Origin of the sequence: Paenibacillus sp. FSL H8-0332, from assembly GCF_037963835.1 — a bacterium.
In the GTDB taxonomy this organism is placed as follows: Bacteria; Bacillota; Bacilli; order Paenibacillales; family Paenibacillaceae; genus Paenibacillus_AQ; species Paenibacillus_AQ rhizoplanae.
Genome location: NZ_CP150145.1, coordinates 3487327 through 3510638, shown reverse-complemented (window position 1 = coordinate 3510638; position 23312 = coordinate 3487327). Strand labels below are relative to the sequence as shown.

Genomic DNA, 23312 nt, shown 5'->3' with positions numbered 1-23312 from the left:
TCCTTCACGCATTCTTCCATGTCTTGCTCAGCTGGTATGCCTTGCCATCAGTTCAATGGGGAACATTCTGTCGACAGGCTCGGCAGGCTCCCCTTTGGATTCAACGGATTGAATCATAAGCTCTGAGGCATTCATGGCCAGCTCGTTAATCGGATGCCGGATGGTGGAGAGACTTAGCAGTTCCGATACGGTCGGCATGTCATCCACACCGAGTACCGCGAGATCCTCCGGCACGGATAATTTCAGATCCTTGCAAGCCTTCAGCACCCCAATGGCTGAAATGTCGTTCAGACAGAATAACGCCTGCGGCAGCTGTCCATTCCCGGCCAGCTGCGCGACGGTCTCGTACCCGAAGCTCTCCGTCATATCTCCCGTAATGACCGTTGTAAGATTCCCCTTCTCCTGCAAAGACTGGGAGGCACCATTCAACCGGTCGTCAAATCCGGGGACCTGTCCGTGCGGATAGGTCAGAATAATGATTTTGTGATGCCCCCGCGACATTAGATGGTCTACACCTGTCTGGCCACATTGATAGTCGTTCACCCGTACGATATGAGCACCATACGGTAAATTATGCCGCCCGATGGTGATGACCGGAACATTGAGATCCATGAGCCTTGGCATGAACTTCTCTGTCTCCAGGGTCGCCTTTACAATAATCCCATCTACCATCTGGATATTCATGAAGATTTCATCGAAGTCCAGGAGAATCAGCTTGTACCCCATGGTCTTCAGATGCTGCTTCAGCACCTTAGCGAAGTGCAGGAAATACAAATCTTCGAAATAACCGTCATAAGTGCTGTTTGACAGAACGAGTCCGATGGTATGCATTTTGCCGGTAATCAGGCTTTTGGCTACAGGGTTCACCTGGTACCCTAGTCTGGTGATCGAGTCGCTTATTTTCTCCCGGGTCTCGGAGCCCATCCGGTGAAAGTTACCGTTCATGAAATGGGAGACCGTTGCCGGCGACACACCTGCATCCTTGGCGACCTGTACTAGTGTAACTCTTTGTTTTGCCATTTGCTGCACCTCTGCGGATTTACTTGCACAACTATACGAAGTCCAGGAGATATATCTGCCGATAAATTTGCCTCTCCCTCTAATTCCATCAATTAAAGTGTAATCCTGTCTCAGCACAGTGGGATTCTCTCTGCGGTACTGGGCCCTTCTCCATTGGTAAAACGTTTTACAAAAATATATTATCATATTATTTTTTGTTGTCAACGGTTACATTCTTGCTAATATATGTTCACATGAAATGTTCTTTGGGGCAAATAAAAAGAAAAACGTGCCAGCCTATTGCCAGCAATGTTTCTCTTTTTGGTTATAGTGGTCATATACGGCAAAGCCCCTTTTCAGGAATCTTCACGGTCATGACTGTACTGGTCATCGAATTGACTCCAAACTGTCTTCTTCGCGACTGATATCATCTTCCCAAGAACGGTAGTAATCAATTTTATTCCGCAGAATGTCCAAAGTTTGATGAATCGTTTGAACCTGCTCGATTAATTTCCGCTCATGCTCTTCCAGAAGTTTTCTGCGCTGCGGAATGCCCTCATTGCCAAGTCGCATCATATCAGCGAACTGTTGCATAAGTGCGATCGGCATTCCTGTAGTCTTAAGTTTTGCGAGTAATATGATCCATTCAAAATCATGCTCCCGGTATACCCGATGACCATTCTCGGCACGAGGTATGGGGTCCATCAGACCGATCCTTTCGTAATAACGAAGGGTATGAACGCTTAACCCCGTCATCTCAGCAGCCTGCTGAATGGTCAGTTCTTTACCGATCATAACGAGTACGCTCCTTTTACATCAGTTTATAATCTGTTTCAATTGATCAAGCTGTTCTGAGCTAATCTGGAGCTTAAGCGCCCCCAAATTTTCTTCCAATTGCGTCAGACCGCTTGCAGCTACAATTGGAAGAGCTCTCGGATGATTGTGCAGCATCCAAGCAAGGATAAGCTGATTCGGTGTCGCTCCAAGCTCGCCAGCAATCTTCCTTAGAGTATGCAATCGGGTCATCTGATCCTCTCTCCGGTATGCATCGGGCAGGACAGCTTCCGTTCTGTTGTATATGCCTCCAAGGAGGGGGGAATAAGCCATGAGCGTAAAATCATCGTGTTGACTGCAGTAATCAAGTAAATCCTCATCCGCACTGACCTGCACTCCGAAATTCGCATCCATTCTAGGCTGCAAATACGTATATCGCTGCTGGATGCAGCAATAGGACTCCCATCCTTTTGACTGACTGACCGCCTTGGCCTCAAGGAGCCTGGAAAGCCGATAATTACTGCAGCCAATAGCCCTGACTTTACCGGCTTTGACCAAGGAATCAAAAGTCTCCAGGGTTTCCTCGAGTTCAGTTTCGTTGTCGTCTACATGAGCATAATATAAATCCACATAATCTGTTCCAAGCCTTAGCAGACTTTCGTCAATTCCCTTCTCAATCGCTTGGCGTCCTAAGCCTTCCATTTTTTCACTTTTCGGCACTACCGGTTTCGCGCCCACTTTGGTGGCCAAAATGATCTGATGTCTGTTTTTTCTTTCTTTCATCCATTCGCCAAGCAAAGCCTCGCTTTCTCCGCCAACACAGCCTTCGTTCCATATCGCATAATTATTGGCTGTATCCAGAAAGTTTCCCCCTGCTTCAAAAAAATGATCAAGCAACTGGAATGAGGTTTTTTTGTCGGTTCGCGATCCAAAATTCAGACAGCCTAAAGAATAAGCACTTACTAGCAATCCGGTATTCCCCAACGGAAAATGCTTCACACTATTTCCTCCCTTTAACTGCTGAATTAACTTCCGCTTACTTGCAACGTACGTGACCAGTATACGAGTTTAAGCGCACTCTAAGTCAATACTACTAATCTAATATCCATCTCTATTTTTAACAATGCAAAAACACCTTTATTTATTCGGAAAATCAACTAAACAAAAGCGCCGCAACCCTATCATTCGGATTGCAGCGCTTTTGTTCTCATTCAATCACCCTACTACTAATCTTTGGCAAGCCGCGCTTCCAACTTGGAAATGAGCTGCTGTACATGTGTCCGCCATTCGTCCCAGCTTGACGATTCCCGCCACAGTTCCGCCAAATCGCCCTCGCACTCCCCCTCAATGTCAGTCCAAATCACGTTCAAATGCTCGAGCAAAGCCTTCAGCGCGGAATGATCGGCCGTGAACGCCCGTACTTGCGTTAAGGCGCGTTCTTCCTCCTCATGATCGTAATCCAAACTGCCATTCTCTTGAAACTCGATATACAGCTCCGCGAGGGCGAGTACTGTTCCGTCATAAAGGAAGTCATCCTCACCAAACTTCGCCATCAACTCACCCAAATCCAATGTGTCACGAGGAAGCAAGTCCTCGATCGCTGCCACCAGATCCAGCCCTTCATCACTTTCCAATGCTTTGACTCCCCATGCTCCCATTCGATGCCCCCCTGTCACTCTCGTCTCTTCATTATATGGAGCGTGTCCAATGCCCGTCAAATAGTAGTTCATTGCGGCATTATCTCAATGATGGACAATGGGGCCGTTTGAGCCGGCAACATCACACTGCTCTGGTCAAAGTGATCATCCGCCAGAACGCATACCGCCTTGCGATAGGTGCCGCCTGCCATCAGCCATTCCAGCAGTGAAAGCGCATGAGGAAACGCAAGGCTTCCGGAATGACCGAGTGCCAGAGGCAGCACGTCCATTAGATTAAGCTCTCTTCTTATTTTTGCACAAACATGCTCAGCATGGGAGGTATTCACATGATGGCAAAGGACCAGCACATCCATGTCCATGAGCCAATGCCTGTTCGCTTCCATTTGAGCTATGGCTATGTCTGCCAATGATTGATTTTGATCCTCCGTCCTACTGCCCGAATAAAGAATTTTAACCTTTAGTTCTGTCTTTATCGTGCTCACCGCCTTACCCGTGTTACTCGTATTTGTGCAAGGAACAGCCGTAGTAGCCTCCAAAGCCTATGGATACCGCCAAATAGAAGTCTCCCCTATTCAAAGAGCCGGTCCTGACCGCCTCATTTACGTTAAGCAGAATATCCGTATTATGAAGATGCCCCGCATCTTCAAGCGTGGAGGCATAAAATTTGTCTAATGGGCAGCCCAGCGCCCGGGCAAGAGTACTCCAGGTGCGCAGTCCCAGATTTGAGCAAAAAATATGGCTTATCTTGTTCATATCCATTCCCGATTCGCGTAAAACCTGATTTACAACCTGCCGGACAGCTAAATAAAAGGTTGAAAAGTACATTTTGACTCGTTCAGGACTATGATCGTAAACGAACCCATCCACTTTAAGCCTAGCAGATAGAGTCTGCTGCCCTCGGGCTGCAGATTTACGATATAGAGCAGCGCTTGCCGCATCCCCGTAAAGCATATAGGAATCGCTGCGGTGATGCGAAATGTTCGCTTGATCTGCCGCAACAAACAATACAGCATCGTCGCTTTGGCCTTCACCGGCGAAATAAGCCTTCGTTAAATAAAGCGACAAGTGAATGGTGGAGCAGCCGTATTCCTCCAGCTGAATAACCGGCGTTGTACCATAGTCAAACTCGCGGAGCAGCCTGGAGAACAAGCCCTGTGCTTGCACTCCGGCGCTCGTGACAGATGCGAAGAGAATAGCCGAGAGCGGTATGCCATCTCGTCTTATCCGCCTTAGAATGGGGGCGCATACCTTATATATCATTTGCTCCAGACTTTGACTCTGCTCGATGGGGACATACCCAAAGCCGCTGTCTCTGTACTCCGCTGCGCTTAAGCGGAAAGAAACGCCATCGTCGTTTATTTCCTGGATGACCTGATCGACTGGAGCCCGGAATGAAGGAATATATACACTAGAATCAGTAATAGTCAAAAAGGGAGCCGTCATTGCTTCACACCTTCTTTTTCAGGTGAAGAATTTTGTATCTTCGCTTTCCCGAGTGCATATCATCGTAAATCGGGGTTCCGGGAACGCCCATGGTCTCCCATACGGCGTCCTCCTTCCCGAGAGCATCGCCCAGCGCTGCCAGACGGCTGCCTCTGGCCAAATCGCTTGCCAGCAAAGCATGCTCGGAAATATCGCGTACCAGCGACATCTCAAAGCCCAGCTCAAGTAAATACCGCTCACCTGTCTCGAACTTGAGCGCATCCAGATCATCCGCATATACGAACAAGCCTCCAGCCTTCAGCACCCGGAATACCTCATCATAAAAACGGGTGATCCGGGGATAGAGATCCGAGGATTCGATATTCAGCACGATATCGCAGCATTCATCCGGAAGCGGAAGCTCCTCCGCATCCCCGACGCAGAACGTAGCCTGTTCATACCGGTTGCCTGCCAGACAGAAGGCGATATTCGCTTCCGTCAAATCGAGGCCAGCGACGGTGCGCGGTCCGTAGCTTTTGCAGAGTGCCCGTACGTTGCCGCCTCTGCCGCAGGCGATTTCCAGTACGTCTTTTCCCTGCACATCGACTCCGTGCATGATTTCCTGCAGAAGCCGAAGCGATTGGTGGTTGACCCCTCTCGGCAGGCTGCCTGCAGCCTCCTTCTCATCTTCCGCCTCTGCATATCCCCAATTGATAAACGTGGAGAAGCGTGAGACGCCAGTTTGCTCCAAAGCCCGGTTAAACGACGTAAACATCTCTTTAACCGCCTCCTTCTGCGCCTTATGCTCCATCGTTTCCAGCGCATCACTTTCTACAAGCAGGCATGGAATCGAGCCAGCGGCCATAGGGTAGCTTTCGGCGCATGACGTACAGTCTAATGAGAACTCCATCTTCGCAAGCGTTTGCTTGCACCGCGGACATACCCAGTTAAGGTCTGTTAATGGCCATGCCTTACTCACGGCTTCCTCTCCTTCAATCATGGCTAGGCTCCCCTTTGGTGCCGGAGGCATCTTTCACCAGATGAACAATTGTGAATACTCTTCTGCCTGTGACCATATCCGCATGATTCTGCGTGCCGGGCGCCTCCAGCCATTCCCATACCCGGTCTTCCCCTTCAAAGGAGCCCTCAAGCGCATGCAGGCGGCTGCCCAGCGCATCGTCTCCCGATTGCAACACATTGCCGGTAATGTCCCGGATCAATGCGGTGCGAAACCCCAGTCTTTTCCACTGATCCTCATAGCGCGGCATGTCGGAAGCACTCATAATATCCGCATACAAAAATAACCCGCCTGGCTTTAATACACGGTAGGTCTCCGCAAAAAACAGCTCGATATGCGGGTACAAATGCGAGGACTCGATGTTCAGCACCATGTCGCAGCTTTCCGTTTGAACAGGCAGCTGCTCTGCATCGCCAATACAATAGTAAGCTTGCTCATACCGGTTGTTTCTTTGGCAAAATTGAATATTGGACGGTGTCAGATCAATGCCGACCACGCTGCGGGTCCCATAGCTTTTACACAGCTCGCTCACGTTGCCTCCCCGTCCACAGCCGATTTCCAGAATATCCTTGCCTGAAACATCCAGGCCGCCAATGATTTCGCGAAGCAGCCGGATACTGCTTTGGTTAATACCTTGAAGACTGCCAGGTTGTTCGTTCTTTGGGGCATACCCCCAGTTAATAAAGGTGGAAAATCTGGACAGTCTTTTCTCCTCAAGCGACCGGTTAATAGAATCAAACATGCCGATGACCGCTTCCTTTTGCGCCGAGCCTTCGGCAAGCTTCTCCGCTACAGGGCGGTTGATTAACATGCTCGCGAGCCCCTCTTCCCGGGCGTATCCGAGGCCGCAGGTCTTGCAGATCAAACCGTCGTCCGTCTCATAAAGACCACTCTTGCATTCGGTGCATACCAGGGTAATTCCTGACAGAGGCCAAGTCGTATTCATAGTTACATCTCCCTACGGTTTAGCAGCTTGCGCTGCTATAATTTTTAATAAGTTGGATTTACCGTCCGTAGTGATATAGCAGTCCGCAGCGGGAACAGACCGGCATCAATCCGCAGGATAACCGCTCGCGGTGCTTGCCGTAATTCTCCCCGTGCCAAATCTCTTTAACGGGAGCTTCGCTTATGTTACCGACAGCAAACTCCGGAAAGAATTTGCACGGCGTCACATTCCCGCCGGGCAGCACATCCATCCGGGTGGAGATGGCGAGGCATTTCTTCCGCTTCATCCCTGTCATCTGAGCCCCGTTCACGAAATCGCCGATTTCATCAAGCTCCAAGGCCGGCATAAACCGTATCCGATTCCTCCACGTATGCTCCGTTATCCGGCGGACCTCTTCCTTCAGCGGCTCCACGTTCTCTGGTGAAATGCGGTAGGTAAAGGAGTGCCAGCTACAGCTTCCGGGTTCTACCGGATTCAGCCAGCTGAACTCCTTCATGTACACATCATCCATCTCCGCTGCGGATGTGGAGGAAATATACCAGGGATAGACGAAATAGACAGAATCGACGCCCATATCCTCGAAATACTTCATGAAGGAAAACAGCTTTGGAATCATGGCATCGTTCATCGTCAGGCTGATCGAGACCTTGCCCTTAAAGATGCCCTTTCTCTGAAGCTCCAGCAACAGCTGGACCGCCTGTAAGACCTTCCTATAAGTGCCTTTGCCCCTTATTGCATCATTCTCCGCTTCGAATCCTTCCAGGCTGGCAAGGACAACCAGCCCTTCACCCATCTTGAGCAGTGACTCCAGCTGCTGCTCCAGCAAAATAGCGTTCGTGCAAATCGTAACCGTGCGCTGATCCTGTTCGAGCAGGTCGGCCAGCAGTGAAAATTGACTGTAATAGAGCGGCTCGCCGCCCCATAGGTAGAGCTTGGATTTCTTCTCCCGGGTAAACGCCAGCAGCTTCTCTACAAGAGCAATATCAATTTCCTTCTTCTGGTCCTCCCTGGCCATATCCCGGTGGAAGCCGTCTTCGTTCCATTCGTAGCAATGCTTGCAGCGCAAATTACAGCCGTTGTTCAGCTTAATCCCGATATCCTCCGGAACGTCCATCGCATATCGGCTGTCCGCCTCCCGCATGCGGCTTGCGCGCGACATGTTCATAATCGTGCGTTTAAGATCGTTAAACACCTGCTCATCGAATTTCTGGGTTGTTTTGGGCTGCATCAAGGACACCTCCATAATCAATCGAATGATTTCTTGCCAGCATGAGGTTCTCATGCATGCGAATTAGCGAATCCATGGAATAGCCTTCGGCCTTCCAATCCTCATACCATATCCCGAAGCCCTGCTTAATCCAGTAGGCCGCGTTGCTCGCCTCATGCCTTCCAAACGGCTCAAGAAAGACGAAAGGAGTGGCGGCCGCCAAGGATTCCATCAAGGAATAACCTCCCGGCTTGCTGATAATCGCAGCGGAATGCCGAATGACATTGAATAGCGGCGGATAAGTCTGCTGATTCCGGTATTCTGGCGCTTGCCCGTACTCAATCCTAGCGAGCGGGGGGAATTGGAAGGAGCCGTCTTCGTTTTTTACCCAGGGGCTCCATTCGGGATCATTCATAAAATAATGAATTTGCTCGTGGGGCTTGATATCCTCGCGGTAATAGGCAAGTACACTGAGCCGTTTACCCGCCTGAAGCAGCTCCTGTACGGCTGACGGATAGGTCCCGATTCCCCATCCCCCTCCGTGCGCAATATACCGTTCTTCCCTCATGTGCAGCGGTACCGGAGTCTCGTCGGTGATGGCAATCCGATAGGACATGCCCTTGCCCGCCGGGTCATAGAACCATATATGGTTGTACGGATCACTTATGTCCTCGTATACCAAATAAGAAGGAGAGTGAATGGCGTCGAAATGGAGACAATCCACCTCAAGGCGGAGACCGCCGGTGAAAAGCTGATACTGCTGTATAATCGGAAGCCAGAAGCCGGTGGCGGTAACAAATCGGGTTTTGCCTTCCCGCTCCCAGCCTTCAAAGAGCTGCCGAAGCTTGATAGAATCCAGACAATCGGAAATATCACGGGCCAGCTCGGCCCCTTTTTTCGCTACGGTGAAGCTTTGATGAAAAGCTTTTTTGTAGGCTGGCACTCTTTGTTTAATGTGATCCAGGTACAGATCCTCCAGCACGCACACTTCCGTGGGTATGCCTCGACTGTTCAGTTGGCGGCTCAGCTGCATGACCGGTACATAAACGCCTAACGAGTTGCCGGAGCCGAGCAGAGTGACCTGTCTAATAGCTGCGTTAGCTATACCATTTCCCTCCTTTCGACTCAAAGCTGAACCTCATCTGCTCCAAATAACGTTCCCTTTCTTGCAAGTGATCAGCGATAATGGTCATATAGAGTCTGCCTTTGAACAAATTCCCGCTTGCGGAAAAGGACTTCCCGGGTCCGGGTACTCCTGCAAATAACGTTGCGGAAGACAGCGGGAAAATTCCGTTTCCTTTCCGGTTCGGGTATAAAATGTTATGCTTCTTTAGCTCGTCAAGCCACCATTCATAATCGAACCGCTCTCCGAAGCCGACCGATCCGTAGGTGAAAAAGCCCTTTTTCCCGTTAGTCTGGAGCGTCTCATCCAAACGCTGATTAATGAATCCCATAGATTTTCGTGCATTAATCTCAACAATCGGTACCAGCGTTCCGTCTTTCAATACCATGGAATCGATGCATACCGGTCCAAAATATCCGTCCTTAAAGAGAGCGTTGGCAGCTTGTATCATCACATCGAAGTAGCCTGCTCTTTCGAGCACCCTGCACTCCTCTTCCTCCATAGATTCGGAACCCAAGTAGGCAAACTGCTTGTTCTTCATTTTCTGTAAGCCGAGAAGGTGAAACGAACCGTTCCTCATGATGTTGAACTGGCAGGAGAAATCGTACTCAACCTCCATAAAAGGCTCGATTACAAAAGCGGTTGCTTTTCCTTCGCCTTCCTGCTTGCGGATATATGACGCCACTCGTTCCAGGCTGGGCTGCGACTTAAGCAGCATGTTGCCTTTTCCGGAAACTCCGAACGGGTCTTTAATAAGGACTGATCCATGCTCCGCCAGCAGGCTATGCCCAAGAATCAATAACTTCTCTGCCGAGTAGACCGGCTGTCCAAAGCTTTTGCCAAGCAGTTTACAGGTTAACAGGGTAGAGTATATTTTCGAGTTGACCCGCTTTACCTTGTCTATCGCCGGCAGTTCGGTCTCATACTCATATTTGGCGATGACCTCGTGGGTATAAGGTACGACGGAGAAAGGGGACAAAACGTCAAATGCCCCGTACTGCTCATCACGCTGAGGATCGGATGCCATAGCCTCAAAAAGATTAGGCACAGCTTCCGGCTCTTTCCAGACCAAATGCTCAAAGGAGAAACCAAGGCTTGTTAGATATGCCTTATGAGCATCCTCCATCGCAAAACGGGTTAACAGCCCGTCTCCGCTGCCGCAGAACGGAAACATAAGCTCATCCATCGCCATGACGATGCGTTCTCTTTCTTTATCGCGAACAGCGGGCAACAGCGCCAGATTCTCATCTCTCCAGTGGGACTCCGCGTCAAAGATTCCGGCAACCAGTGCTCTAGCCAATTTTTTTCTCCATGCCGTTCAGAAAATTGATGAAGCGTTCAACGGACAGCAGGTAGCTGTAATCCAAATCCTCGTACACAATCTCTACGCCGAAATGGTCCTCAACCTCCAGAATGAAATTGATCATCTGCAGTGAATCCAGGCCGACCTCATTAATCAAATCGCTCTTTGGTGTAAGAGAGCTCCGGAAGCTTTCATCCTCTTTGACTTTTATAACAATTTCTGTAATAGTTTCAAACATATCTACTCTTCCTTTCTATCTGGAATATAATTGTAATCAAAAACTCGGGAGGTACCCATGACACAACATTATTTATTTATTTCCGCCCATTTGGATGATGCTATCCTATCCTGCGGCGATTATATCCATGCGCTCATACAAAATAATTACCAGGTTACGATTGCTACAGTCTTTACAGGGATGGGAACGGATTTGTCCATGCTTGCCAGAATTCTGCACAAAAAATTCGGGCTGGGAATGGATACGATGGACGTGCGCAGGCAAGAGGATATTCGTGCTGCTGAAGCACTCGGTGCAGCTGTGATTCACCTGAACCTGCTGGAATGCATTTACCGGAAAAATAAAGACGGCAGCCCTGTCTACAGCAAGCTGCAAAATCTGTTCGTGGCGGAGTTGGGGTCTGAACATGAGGTGATAGAAGAGATCGTCTCCGTACTCTCAGAGCAAATCATATTTGAAAATTTTGCGGGCGTTTTTGTACCGCTTGGAATCGGAAGACATATTGATCACTGTCTCGTCCGGGAGTCCACCGAGCAGTACAGGCTTAGAGCCGGTACAGATGGGCAGATCCGTCTGATGTACTACGAAGACCTGCCATACCTATGCTTTAATCAAGATAAAACCTGGAGAACAGAGCTTGCCGCAGGACTGCATGAACAAAGGATCAAGCTGCAGTACTGGGACTTGAAAGCTAAAATAAACGCATCCTTGAAGTACAGCTCGCAATTAAGCCTGCTTTGGTCATCCAAAACCAGCATGTTGAAGCAAATGGTAAAGCATGCAAGAGGAGTTGCTCCGCAATCAAAGCTCCACGCTCCTGAGGGCAGCGATTATTTCTTTAAGGTTTACACGGCGGATGTCAATGAGCCGCTACCGCTGAGCGTGATCCGGACATAAGCCGCTACCCCACTGCACCTTCGATGATGGCGGCCAGATCAGATACTTTCATTGAGCTTCTGTCAATCTGGCCCAGGAGTTCATCCGGCAGCGCAAGCTCGTAGGAAGTCTCCAGCTCCACAACAAATTCAACGACTTGAATGGATTCCAGCCTGAGCCACACATCGCGAAGCAGTGTGTCTGCCGTAATGGTAACATCCGTAAAGGAAGATCCAGAGGAAGACGATATTTTTTGCTCGATGATTTGAATAATCTGCTGGGTTACACCTTGTTTAATCATGCTTCACCACTCCCTCCTTTCATAAATTAATAACTAGCTTATCACCAGATTCGATAATAAGATTTCAATTTGCTCTGCTTCTTTCTTTCTATATTTTCTTATAATTGTAATAATTTTGTCGATAATTGACGATTCGTTTGTCTTCATGTATTTGATAAGCAAGTTTCTGCACAGCAGAGCATCATTTTCTATACTCTCGTAACCTTCCAGAACATGGGTGCCCGGCTTCAAATATCCGTTCTGCTCCAGGAAGGGAATTCGGCGGAGCATCAGCGCTTTATGATCGCAAAGCACGTGAAACGGCCGGTAATCCGCTTCCGCCTCCTTATCTTGAATCTTTAAAAGATTCTCGATTAGCTTCGAATAGATTTCCAGTCCATATACGCAAGGATTCGTCCGGTAAGTCATTTCCCTGCTCTTCTCAAAGTGGTTATGCCCTGTTAAAAAACCCTCCAGCTGCGCCGCCACATTCGATATATTAAAATCATAGCCCAGTGAGTCATTGAAGCTGATTAACGATACGCCGCCTTTACCGGAGAACAGCCAATCCTCGTTCCCTTCAATCGCATAGTACGCCTTCTTGAGCTGCTCGAACGAAACCTCCGCGAACGAATATTTCCCCGTAAACGTAAAATCAGCCGCATGGAACACTTGACGCTCCTGATCATACCCATAGATAAACAAATCATGCGGCAGCCGATCATGCCCCTGCAAAAAATAAGCATGATCGAATACGGCGTAAATGTAATTGTCCAGATTGATGCAGTCTATGAAGAAGGAGCAAATATCCTCATTGAAATAACGAACCGTTTCCCTCTTCAAATGCTGATGAAACAGCCAGGGGCAGAATTCGAATGTAGGCGTCCGGTAAAAATCCACATAGCTGCTCCAGTCTGGATTAGAGGTGAGCTGAAGCTGAATAAAGTGATTCATCATCCAAGGTTCTGTTTCCGGATAATTGCCTAATACGGCGAACGAATTCGCCTGCCATTGCCATGAAGTAATGATCGGGTGTTGCATCAGTAAAATTTTTAAGTTGCTCATCTTATACCCTCTTTTCATTCATAATTTGTACTCTCCATTTAATTGATTTGCAGATAAATACTATTTATTACATCATATAGTAATTCAAGAATGTGGATTTAATATACAACTTTCATATAATAGTTTCCAGTGGATTTTATTTAACTTATTTAACTATGGATAAACTGGTTGCCAAGATGCTTGTAAATAACTGCCGGGTTTAACGGGTTTGAGGCAGCCAACTAAAAACGAGGACCTTCCTCTAACTGGGAAGGCCCTCGTTTTTTTTGCGTCTGAAAAATGAAAGGTTAGCTACGGTTTGAACCACTAGGAGCAGGAAAAATACGTTCCAAATGCTCGGAATGGAAGCAATGGAGATATAGAAGGAATAAGGTGCCAGCCAGATTAAAGAAATGGCCATAAGTAAGCGAAGACCAAGCAAGATTGACATGGCCATGAATAACCACTTTATTCCATTTCATCCTATCACAATGCACTCAAAAAAAGCTGCCCTCAACCGCAAACATATTTACAGGCTTCCGTGTTCCGACTTAAGGCGTTAATCTTACGCGGCAGGATTCTAACCCCGAACAGGAGATCTTCCGGTTTCAGATAACGTTCGAATTGCCACCACAAACCCGGCTGCATCTCGCCTCTATCTGGACTGTCCAAACGCAGCTCGTCTAAATAAAACGAACGTTTAGTACAATTAGCGACGTTATTGCACGGAAATCTCAAACTTTGTGCCGGCATCCCCGGCGAAAACAATCGATCCTCCCGCGGGCAGCGTGGTCTGATCCTTGCCTCCGGTGACACTGAAGTAGAGGCATGTCCCCTTGTCATCATAAACGGCGAAGGAGCCGTTCGAGGATATGCTCACCTTAACCATTTTACCCTCATCTTTGTCGCTTATCGTATACCACCTGGCGTATCCGCTGGGCGGAATCGTAACGGTTGACTTCTTAGCATAGTTTAATGGCTTCAAGTTGTCCTCGTTCACTAAGACGAATCCACCATGATTCAAGTACTCAACACCGTCTTGTGTAAAAAACGTAAGATCTGTGAGATCCCGTCCGTTCGATCCCGGAATTTGCAATTCGGAGACAGCCGTATTCGGGCCGGTTATTCGTTTATCCAACACGTACCCCGGCAATTGTTTTGACACGTTCAATTGGGTGGGCGGCAACATCAAATAAACGAGCGATGTATACTTCTCATTCAGTAAATAATATTTCTTGCCGTCGCGCAGCATCCATGCTTCCCGGGTCTCCACTGGAAGATATTGGGTTTTGAGCTTCTCAGCGTTGTACATGGATATAGCCACCTGCCCAAGACCCGGCACCAAAGCGTATTGGCGAATCCATCCGTAAGTGCGTCCATTCTCCTCCGTCACAAAGCTGATCATCTCTTTTCCATCCGAACTATGGAACATGCCGTCCGCCGAATATTTGAAGATCCGGTTCGAATTAGCCGATGGCTGCTCCGATGTGACGGACATGACACCGCCTGCGGATATTTTGATGTTCATTGTTGTACCAGTCGCGCCGTAGATTCCCGCATACTGCAACATGGACTCCGGCATATCAGCCTTTACCGGCACGCCGTAAGATTTCTCAGGCTTGAATTCGGCAATTGTCCCTTTCTCCTTCAGCGCCTGAAGCAGGATTTCGCTGGCCAGAAGCTGGTCGTACGTACTGCTTCCGCCGGAAGAGACGACAGCTGCCGCCATCTCCTGTTCGGGAAGCACAACGAGCGACGCGTGATAGAGAACCGTGTCCCCGCCTTTGGTCAGTGCCTTCATTCCGTATTCCCCGAAGGGATACAGATCGATGCTGTCCCAGCCGAGACCGTATCCGATGGAGTTGTCCGCATCATCAGGCCAGAGTGCCGTCTTGTACTCGTCTTGTGCCGCGGCCGTAGCCAATTTATCAGACAAGACCTCTTCCTTTTTCCCCGTGAAAACTTGTGAGAAACGAACCAAATCCTCCGCTGTGGAATAAATACCTCCGGTTCCGATCACGTTGACCGTCTCGTTAGGAAGTTGTCCTGTATAGGTAGGATAATAGAGCCCCGCCATCTTCACTTCCTCCAGAGAATCGAGCGGCGTCTTCGTATTAACCATACCTAGAGGTTCCGTGATAAATCGATGGATATAAGAGGTGAAGTCCATGCCGCTGACGCGCTCGACCACATTCTGGGCTAGTGTAAATCCGTCATTGCAGTACACTGAATAAGCACCCGGATCCGCCTTTAAGGTCTCATCAGCCAGTTGTTTCAGCAGTGTGTCGTAGGCGTAAGTATCCTTATCATTGAATAAAAAGACGTTAGTAAACGAGGATCCCATTAAACCGGAGGAATGATTCAGCAGCATACGCGGCGTAATCTGCTTGTAACGTTCATCCTTCATCGTAAACTCGGGAATATACTGGACGACCGGCGTATCAAGACCGATTTTACCTTGCTCGACCAGCTGCATAACGGCAACCGTGGTAAACATTTTACTGGTTGAGCCGATCCCGTACATCGTGTCTTTCGTGAGCGGCCTCTGTCCCTGCTCATCATTCTTGCCGGATTGGCCGGATACGGTGATGTGACCATGATCGATAAGGGCGTATTGCACGCTGTTCGTGTCGTAAGTACTTGTGAGGAGAGCTGCTTTCTCCTGTGCAGCTTTCAGGGTGAGTTCCACAGGTGGGTTGTCGTTACAGGCGGTTAACAGCAGAAGCAGACACAACAATAGCATAACTACAGTTATCCAACGATTTCTTATCATTTGAACTCCCCTTCACTATAATTCTTCAATTCTTCATTTATTGAATAAAGGAAAAACAAGTATAGTTTCGATTACCGGAACGGCTAAGATCCCGGCGGCTATGATCTTACTGCACGGATTGGCCATATTGATCGTCCAGCCGAAACCATGATTGTTTGGTATCATCAACGCCGGATCTTCAGGATTCATGTAAATGAGGCCGAGCCACTTCCAGTGCCTTTCCTCCAGCGATGGAACGTCTTTTAGCTGATCAATACCCTTGATCCGTATGTAAAATATGATGCAGATTAGTGCCACGAAGAGCGTTGTACAGAGCGCCATGCCGGATAGGGCGAGCAGATTGCCGCTCCAGCCGTACAACGCTATGGCTTGCGCCACACCATAGAATACAACCATTAGGAACGAGGCTCCCCAAGCTAGAAGCGAATGGATTTTCTTTAGCTTCAGCTGTTTTTGCAGCGAACCTTCCCGGTCCTGGGGATCAAGCGAAGTTCTGGCACGGCTGATCAGCAGACTGTAGCAGACAAACACGGTGATATTCAGCGCTTGCACACTGTTCAGCATGAACACGGTCCACACGGATTTGTTGAAATGAAAATTTCCGAGAATCAACAATTGCGGAATCGTATCCCACCTTGCAATAGCAAAGAAGATGCATAGCGCCATAACGGCAGCATTTGCCGAATACCACCAAGTGCGTAGCACCGGACTATGCGTCCGGCTGACCATCAGACTTGCTGCGCGCTTCGTCTGCACGACAACCTGCCAGCCTCTGGCAGCCTTCAAGCGTTGCACGGACATCCGGCTGAGCCAAACCGCGAAGGATGAAGCAATCATTAAAAGCAAGATGGATGTCGTCAAAATCAGGAGACCCCAGGCCGGTTGATCGCGAAGCCATAACAAGCAAGCCCACCCGATGACGACCGCAAAACCACTGATAAGCAAAGCGTAATTCCGGCGAATGGCACGGATGGACGGGTCATTCAGAACATCCTCCGGCAGAACAATGCCGAACAGAAATGTCCTTAATCCGCGATAGACCTGTAAGCTGAGCATCAGAGTAATCATCAAATAACTTCCGAAAATAATAATCATCGGTTCTTGTGTCAATGTTGTTCCCCTCCGCGAATTCTGATTATATCCTGGTACACCGATCTGCTCTCCTGTGCGAATATCTCTTCCGCCATGCCTCGTACGGCAGCTGCAGCAGCAAGAGACCGCAGCTGCCGCCGGAGCTTCTCCGCGAACACCTCTGTCACACCGGGCATCCCGCCCGGCTGAACAATAACGCCCGTCTTCCGGTTCACTTGAAGTAAGCCTTCCTGCTTGAGCAAATTGTAGGCTTTATTGACGGTATGGAGATTGATCCCGAGGTCCTCCGCCAGGCTTCGGATCGACGGAAGCGGATCGCCTGGCTTCAGCTTGCCAGAGGCGATCCCCTCAACGATTTGGTCAACCAGTTGAGTGTAAATGGGGGTTTCCGATTGCAGATCAAGCTCTATGAACACGAATAACCCTCCTTCTTTATCTGTTATATTACATATATAACAGATAGAATAATGCTAATCAAGTTAAAGATGAAGATAATTCCATATTTTCCAGTAAGGGTCCCTTAAAACTGAAAAACCCGCGCTGGGCGCGGGCATTTATGGGGACTATGTTATTCTCCAGCGACAATGACTCCCTTAATCCTTCTAACTCCAGCAGCAGAAGATTGTTCTTTTTGAATACTGAACCTTCCTAAGGTTGTGGTATCTGCTACATGAGGTCCTCCACATACTTCCCGGCTCCATACTTTTCCTTCGTGATCTTGGAGGGTATACACCTTTACGATATCCGGATATTTATCCCAAAAGTTCCCTTCCACATTACTTTCTTTCGCTTCAAGTTTAGGCAGCTCTGAAATATAAGTAACTGCTTTTGATGAAATCGCATCATTGACATACTTCTCCACCTTAGCTATTTGCTCGGGCGTAAGTTTTTCATCATGGTTGAAGTCAAACCGTAATCGTTCGGAAGTAATATTACTTCCTTGTTGGTGAACATGATCACCTAGAACTTCCCTTAAACCAGCAAGTAATAAATGAGATACCGTGTGCAGTGCGGTTGTTTCTGCTGAATGTTCAGCTAATCCACCTTTAAATTTACCTGCAGAAGCAGTTCTGCTCATTTCAGTATGTTTCTTTGCCGCCTCTATATAAGACGCCTTGTCCTCCATGCTATATCCACTTTCTAAAAGAAACTCTTCCGTCAACTCCAAGGGAAACCCATAGGTTTCGTAAAAATAAAAGGCATCTGCACCTGTAACTTTACCCTTATTCTTAAGGTGTTTTTGGATTTCAACTTCTCCTTGCTGTAACGTTCTATAGAAAAGATTTTCTTCCTTATTTACGATTTCGATAACTTTCTCTTTATTGCCGATTAAATCTTCATAAGCGGTTGCTTCATCAATATAAACTTCAGACAACAGACCCACAAAGCTTCCTTGTATCCCTATTTTTTTACCTGCACGAATCGCCCTTCTTAATAGCCTTCTTGTTATATACCCTGCATCACTATTTGCTGGCGCTGCACCGTCATTAATGAGAAAAGTAGCCGCTCTTACATGATCCAGTATGATTCTAAACGACTTTAAATCGTCAGTATAGGATTGACCGCTTAGCTCCATCAACTTTTTCTTGGGATTAAGGAAGAAAGCCGTATTAAAGATATCCTTATCACCATTAAGGGCTGTTGCAACCCTTTCTAATCCGCCTCCATAATCAAGATTGGGATTTTGCATTTTTACGAATCCTGTCTCTCCTTTTGTGTAACACATAAATACGTTGTTCCCAATTTCCAGGAATCTGTTGCTTTCAGAAGCAGGATGGTCCAGTGAATCACCGCCCGGTTCAAGATCATAAAACATTTCACTATCAGGTCCACCAGGTTCACCAACAGGCATATGGAGTGGACTTCCGGCCCGGCTCCACCAGTTTTCTTTTTCATCGTATAAGAATATTTTCCCGCCTCTAGATGCCCCATATTGCCAGGGATCATCTTCAATGATGGGGTCTATCCCAACGGATTTGAATTTTGCTGACCAGAGTTGAATCGCTTCCGCATCTTTCGGTATATTTAATTCGTCACTTCCTGCGAAAGCACTGATATACAGCCTGCCCGGATCCATCCCTAATTCGATGATATGCCAATGCCAAATGGCATCGATTTGCTTTTGCTTATAGTTATGTTCATTGGCTTTGAACTCCCACCGGCCGATCATTTCAAAAAATGTCAGATGCGACGTATCCCCTACTTCATCGATATCCACTGTCCTCAAGCACTTCTGAATATTAGCGATCTCATTGCCTGCCGGATGCTTTTCCCCCAATAAATAGGGAACCATTGGCTGCATTCCGCTTCCTGTAAACAACGTCGAGGGATCATTTTCCGGTAACAAGCTAGAAGAAGGTACTTGGCTAGCCCCTATTCCTTTCATAAAATTAATATATGATCTCCTTAAATCATCTGGTGTCATTCTCACCATGCTGGGTCCCTCCATCAAATATTATTTATGCTAAATAAAACAAAAAAGCCCTAAGCTGACATGTTTCTTGTCAACTTAGGGCGAACGATTATGTCCGTGTTACCACCTAACTTCAGATTGCTCTGCGCTCTATCAATTACGGGATTTCTCCGATACTGTTTCCTGAATAACGGTGGAACTCCGTTGAAGCCTACTAAGATTCCTCTGTTCGGTCCACAGCTCCGAGACTGCTTCACTATTAGATCAATGAAGATTCGCACCAACCATCTTCTCTCTGTGAGATCCTTAATAGTTACTATTTCTCATCATAGCCTTTTCGTTTTAAGTTAAAGCAATGCTAGCACAATCTGCTTGCTTCGTCAATTGGTCAGTCCCTGAAAAGAATTCCCCCGTGTCAGGATCTGACTCTGATCGGCCCAGCGGATCTGAATCGAACGGGAAGTGAATAGATCGGGCCCGTCCGATACTTGAAAATGCAAGTGTGCTTCACTAGAGTTCCCTGAATTACCAAGATGTCCGATGAGATCTCCCTGCTGGACGTTATCCCCTTTTTTGACGGCTACACTGCCTTTCTTGAGATGTGCTGTAATGCTGTGCTCCCCGTTTCCATGATCAATGACCACAACATTCCCTGCCGGTTCTTCAGCGTTCATCACGCCCGGAGTGTTATCCGGGATGTCATTTTTGACTTCAACTACCCTTCCCTCTGCTGCTGCATAGAGTGGCTCACCAAAAGCATAATAGTTCTCATTGTCCGTTCCTTTGCCTTGATAGCTTGCATCATCCTGAGTGCGAATAATGTCGAGTGCGTAACGCTGTGTTTCATGAGCATAATGATAGTTGGACAAGACATCGTTTCCTCCCCAGAACACATACCATTCGCCCTTCAACGGAAACTTGAATTCTGTCTTGGTCAATGCCTTGTCCGTTGCTTCATGTGTCTCAAGCGGCTGAATAAGCAGCCCCTCAATCTGGTGATCTTCGGCAAAAGAGGCTTGAAGCCCCTTAGTCCCCGTCTGATCCTTCCACGAACGATCAACCAGATGGTTCAGCTTAACTTCCGTAACCTTGTTCCATGAAGTAACGCCTTCCATAAAGCTATCGACAGACGTCTTGAATTCGTCCAGCGATATGATTCCCTGTAGTTCCGGACTCATCTGCTTGTAGATGTCTTCCTTCGATCCCTTCATTAAGGTATCCATGAAATTGTCAGGTGTAATCATTACGTCCTCCTTGGCTGTCTGTTCTACCGGTAATTGTTCTTGTGGTTCAGATGCTTCCGAGGTGCCGCACGCAGATAACATCACACACATGCCAAGTGCTGCGGCAAGCAGCTTCCAGCTTTTCGAATATACTCTAGTCATTTCCCTGTACTCCTTTGTTAGAACGATATCTTTCCAGTCCAGTGTACGACATCAATCTTATCTACCGTCTAACCTACTCTTACGTCTATCATAACTTTGAGGCGTGCTACATCGCCAAAATTAAGCATCCGTTAAGGTTGCCGGCACGCAACACAGCGTTTCAGAATGGTATGATACTTATATAAAAAGCTGGGAGGCTCTATTTCGTCATGGATGAAGTTTCAATTTTGCTTGTTGATGATGAACAGGCGATTCTGCATATGCTCCGAACGGTATTGCTCAAAGAACAATTCCTGGATATTGATACGGTCACTACCGGTGAAGACGCGATTGCTGCATGTAAAAAGAAAACCTATCACTGCATCGTGCTGGACGTGATGCTCCCAGGCCGAAGCGGGCTGGAAATCTGCCCATTTCTGCGTCAAATTACAGACGCCCCTATTCTCTTTCTGACTGCGAAAACAACCGATTATGACAAGCTGACCGGCTTCGCGGTTGGAGGAGACGATTATGTCGTTAAACCCTTTAACCCGCTGGAAGTAGTCGCACGGATCAAATCCCTGCTGAGACGATATTTGCCCAGACAGACGGAAGCAGAAAAACTGCCGCAGGAAGGTATCTATGATTATGGACGCTTTCAGGTCATGGAGCCAGCCTGTGAACTCAGAGTAGAAGGTCAACTCGTGAACTGCCCTGCGCTGGTATACCAGTTGCTGCTATTCTTTTGCAAACATCCCAATCGTATCTTCACCAAGTCTGAATTGTATGAGCGGGTCTGGGGATCGGAGGCTCTTCGGGATGACAACACCGTCATGGTTCATATTCACCGGATTCGTGAGCGTATTGAGGCTGATCCCTCCAACCCTGAACTATTGGTGAACGTTCGCGGATTGGGCTATAAGCTCATTCAGTCCGACCTGGGGCATGGGCGATGAGTGTACGTCGCAGATTGATGACGCGGTTCATTGGCCTGCTTGCGGGTACGGTGATTCTGATCCTGCTCATCGGCGGAAGTATAGCTTTCTGGGTCATTCAGCAGCTGAATGAGGCCAGCCTTGTTGAAGATTTTGCCACTGTCGGGCTCGACCAGCTAATCAGTACAGCCGAGATATTGCCGGACGGCAGTGTTAAGTATGATCCCGGGCTGCTGAAGCGAATCGAGGAGAACAAAGGCTGGCTTCAGATTCTCGATGAGCAAGGCCGTGTGCTGGATGCTTTTCATACCCCTCCCGATGTGCCGAATCACTATAAACCTGGAGAGCTCATATCCTATTGGCAAGGACAAAAGCCCTTTCCCTACCAGTTATATCTGCTTATCCGGGAACGTAAAGGGATCAATTTCACCCTGCTGTATGGAGAGAATAACCAGGCTGTAAGCATGCTGGAGCAAGCATATAACGGAGGGCATTATGCCGATAACAAGCTTGAACTGGCACCCGGGCAGCAGGACATTATTCGCACGGCGGATGCCTATCTTCAAATTTTGGATGAACAGGGACGCGTGATTACTTCTTTCAACAAGCCCGCAACAGGTATCCCGGACAGCTACAGCATCCAGGATCTCATTCTCCGTACACGTTATCCTGCCCGGTATGGAGTGACTACAGTGACCAGCTATGATGAGCAGAATCATTCTACCTGGATGCTGAGTGTTCCTCTTGGAAGTAATCCGGCGGGTAGCAATGAGAATCCCTTCGGGTTTATTTTGGGTCCTGCCCTGATTGCACTTCTGGTATGTATTATCAGCTTGCTTATCCTGCTTGCTGTCTGGTATGCCAACCTGTTCGGTTATCCCATGCTTCATATGCTCCAATGGCTGCAGCGGCTTGAACGCGGACAATATGAGGAGCCAGCCGGCCCCCGCGGCAGGCCGCTTAGCCAGAAGAAGAACGGGAAATGGCGGCGAAACTATCGGGTATATACGGAAGTGTTACATTCCATCCAGACGTTATCCGATACTTTGAGACAGGATAAAGAACTCCGCAGACAGACCGACTCTTTGCGTGAGGAATGGATTGCTGGAATCACCCATGATCTAAAGACACCTTTGTCCTCCATCCAGGGCTATGCACACATGCTGGAAGCAGAGAAATACCAGTGGACTTCAGAAGAAGTCCGCGAATTCGCGGGCATTATGCTGGACAAGTCCATGTACATGGACAGGCTGGTAAACGACCTGGCCATGACATACCGTCTGCGTAGTGGCGGATACAAGCCCCCTATTGAGCTAACGGATATCAATGCTCTGCTTCAGGATTTGGTACATCGCGCTGAACGTAACCCGGCTTATGGCGAGGGCCGTATTACTTTCCAGCCTGCCCAGATTGAGGTACAAGGGCATGTACACATTCCATCCTTTGAACGGATCGTTGATAATCTGACAGCTAACGCCCTGCTGCATAATCCGCCGGACACGAAGCTGATTGTCAGTGTGCAGTCAGGTGAAGAGGCAGGCGATTTCATCGTTCAATTTACCGATAATGGGCGCGGGATGGATCAGGAGACGGTGTGGAAGCTGTTTGAACGATACTACCGTGGCACAGATACAGCGGCACCCGATGTCGGCTCAGGCCTTGGCATGGCGGTAACCAAAGGGCTGATCGAGGCCATGCAAGGGCGAATAGAGGTCTGTTCTAATCCCAAAGAGGGAACACAAATACGTTTGATATGGGATGTTCATTCGAGGGCTGGAACAAAATAATCCAGAGGTTCTGATGTGGTATAATCATGTGAAACATTTGAAAATATTGAACAAAGAGGT

The 23312-nt window shown here is 48.1% G+C and carries 22 protein-coding genes and 1 other annotated feature; of the genes, 3 read left to right on the top strand and 19 right to left on the bottom strand.

Annotated features, from left to right (window positions below; translation table 11 throughout):
• Positions 1–27: 27 nt before the first annotated feature.
• The 12 genes from NST43_RS15060 to NST43_RS15005 form a co-directional block, all read right to left on the bottom strand.
• Entirely contained in the window at positions 28–1020 is a 993-nt protein-coding gene (locus tag NST43_RS15060; protein ID WP_209993002.1) for a LacI family DNA-binding transcriptional regulator, read from the bottom strand.
• A gap of 366 nt (positions 1021–1386) precedes the next feature.
• Positions 1387–1794, bottom strand: a complete 408-nt coding sequence (locus NST43_RS15055; RefSeq protein WP_339225133.1) for a MerR family transcriptional regulator — start codon at positions 1792–1794, stop codon at positions 1387–1389.
• Positions 1795–1815: 21 nt separating this feature from the next.
• On the bottom strand, positions 1816–2772 hold the full coding sequence (locus NST43_RS15050; protein WP_339225132.1) for an aldo/keto reductase: 957 nt from the start codon (positions 2770–2772) through the stop codon (positions 1816–1818).
• Positions 2773–2999: 227 nt separating this feature from the next.
• Positions 3000–3431 (bottom strand): DUF4259 domain-containing protein, encoded by a 432-nt coding sequence (locus NST43_RS15045; RefSeq protein WP_339225131.1) that lies wholly within the window; start codon positions 3429–3431, stop codon positions 3000–3002.
• 68 nt (positions 3432–3499) lie between these two features.
• The gene (locus NST43_RS15040) at positions 3500–3790 is read right to left on the bottom strand and encodes a hypothetical protein (protein WP_339225130.1); all 291 of its coding nucleotides are present in this window, start codon (positions 3788–3790) and stop codon (positions 3500–3502) included.
• A gap of 136 nt (positions 3791–3926) precedes the next feature.
• The gene (locus NST43_RS15035; RefSeq protein WP_339225129.1) at positions 3927–4859 is read right to left on the bottom strand and encodes a 3-oxoacyl-[acyl-carrier-protein] synthase III C-terminal domain-containing protein; all 933 of its coding nucleotides are present in this window, start codon (positions 4857–4859) and stop codon (positions 3927–3929) included.
• 19 nt (positions 4860–4878) lie between these two features.
• On the bottom strand, positions 4879–5832 hold the full coding sequence (locus NST43_RS15030) for a class I SAM-dependent methyltransferase (protein ID WP_339225128.1): 954 nt from the start codon (positions 5830–5832) through the stop codon (positions 4879–4881).
• Positions 5833–5845: 13 nt separating this feature from the next.
• A complete protein-coding gene (locus tag NST43_RS15025; protein WP_339225127.1) occupies positions 5846–6817 on the bottom strand; it encodes a methyltransferase domain-containing protein in 972 nt (323 codons plus the stop codon).
• A 58-nt stretch (positions 6818–6875) separates the two neighbouring features.
• A complete protein-coding gene (locus tag NST43_RS15020) occupies positions 6876–8045 on the bottom strand; it encodes a radical SAM protein (protein ID WP_339225126.1) in 1170 nt (389 codons plus the stop codon).
• Positions 8014–9153 carry a hypothetical protein gene (locus NST43_RS15015; protein WP_339225125.1) on the bottom strand — a complete coding sequence of 380 codons (1140 nt, stop codon included), beginning with the start codon at positions 9151–9153 and terminating at the stop codon, positions 8014–8016. The genes NST43_RS15020 and NST43_RS15015 overlap by 32 nt, the downstream gene beginning before the upstream one ends.
• Entirely contained in the window at positions 9122–10447 is a 1326-nt protein-coding gene (locus tag NST43_RS15010; RefSeq protein WP_339225124.1) for a hypothetical protein, read from the bottom strand. The genes NST43_RS15015 and NST43_RS15010 overlap by 32 nt, the downstream gene beginning before the upstream one ends.
• On the bottom strand, positions 10440–10688 hold the full coding sequence (locus tag NST43_RS15005; RefSeq protein WP_209993017.1) for a phosphopantetheine-binding protein: 249 nt from the start codon (positions 10686–10688) through the stop codon (positions 10440–10442). Before NST43_RS15005 ends, NST43_RS15010 begins: the two co-directional genes overlap by 8 nt.
• Positions 10689–10745: 57 nt before the next feature.
• On the opposite strand from NST43_RS15005, the gene NST43_RS15000 reads away from it, so the two are divergent.
• Positions 10746–11585 (top strand): PIG-L family deacetylase, encoded by an 840-nt coding sequence (locus NST43_RS15000; RefSeq protein ID WP_339225123.1) that lies wholly within the window; start codon positions 10746–10748, stop codon positions 11583–11585.
• A 4-nt stretch (positions 11586–11589) separates the two neighbouring features.
• Here the strand turns inward: NST43_RS15000 and NST43_RS14995 are convergent, their stop codons facing one another.
• The 7 genes from NST43_RS14995 to NST43_RS14965 all read right to left on the bottom strand — a co-directional run bounded on the left by NST43_RS14995 (position 11590) and on the right by NST43_RS14965 (position 20551).
• Positions 11590–11865: a hypothetical protein gene (locus NST43_RS14995; RefSeq protein WP_339225122.1), complete on the bottom strand. Its 276-nt coding sequence runs from the start codon at positions 11863–11865 to the stop codon at positions 11590–11592.
• A gap of 33 nt (positions 11866–11898) precedes the next feature.
• Complete coding sequence (locus NST43_RS14990; RefSeq protein WP_339225121.1) at positions 11899–12909, bottom strand: hypothetical protein; 1011 nt, start codon at positions 12907–12909, stop codon at positions 11899–11901.
• Positions 12910–13606: 697 nt separating this feature from the next.
• Positions 13607–15661: a serine hydrolase domain-containing protein gene (locus tag NST43_RS14985; RefSeq protein ID WP_339225120.1), complete on the bottom strand. Its 2055-nt coding sequence runs from the start codon at positions 15659–15661 to the stop codon at positions 13607–13609.
• Positions 15662–15694: 33 nt separating this feature from the next.
• Positions 15695–16771: a DUF5808 domain-containing protein gene (locus tag NST43_RS14980; RefSeq protein WP_339225119.1), complete on the bottom strand. Its 1077-nt coding sequence runs from the start codon at positions 16769–16771 to the stop codon at positions 15695–15697.
• The gene (locus tag NST43_RS14975) at positions 16768–17169 is read right to left on the bottom strand and encodes a GntR family transcriptional regulator (protein WP_339225118.1); all 402 of its coding nucleotides are present in this window, start codon (positions 17167–17169) and stop codon (positions 16768–16770) included. The genes NST43_RS14980 and NST43_RS14975 overlap by 4 nt, the downstream gene beginning before the upstream one ends.
• 152 nt (positions 17170–17321) lie before the next feature.
• Positions 17322–19187, bottom strand: coding sequence for an alanine--tRNA ligase (locus NST43_RS14970; RefSeq protein ID WP_339225117.1), 1866 nt, complete (start codon positions 19185–19187; stop codon positions 17322–17324).
• Positions 19188–19260: 73 nt separating this feature from the next.
• Positions 19261–19505 (bottom strand) — a binding site (T-box leader).
• A 41-nt stretch (positions 19506–19546) separates the two neighbouring features.
• Complete coding sequence (locus NST43_RS14965) at positions 19547–20551, bottom strand: M23 family metallopeptidase (RefSeq protein WP_339225116.1); 1005 nt, start codon at positions 20549–20551, stop codon at positions 19547–19549.
• 209 nt (positions 20552–20760) lie between these two features.
• Here NST43_RS14965 and NST43_RS14960 point away from each other — a divergent pair, with 209 nt between their 5' ends.
• Together NST43_RS14960 and NST43_RS14955 are read left to right on the top strand one after the other, a co-directional pair.
• The gene (locus NST43_RS14960) at positions 20761–21486 is read left to right on the top strand and encodes a response regulator transcription factor (protein WP_339225115.1); all 726 of its coding nucleotides are present in this window, start codon (positions 20761–20763) and stop codon (positions 21484–21486) included.
• A complete protein-coding gene (locus tag NST43_RS14955; RefSeq protein ID WP_339225114.1) occupies positions 21483–23252 on the top strand; it encodes a HAMP domain-containing sensor histidine kinase in 1770 nt (589 codons plus the stop codon). Before NST43_RS14960 ends, NST43_RS14955 begins: the two co-directional genes overlap by 4 nt.
• Positions 23253–23312: the final 60 nt, after the last annotated feature.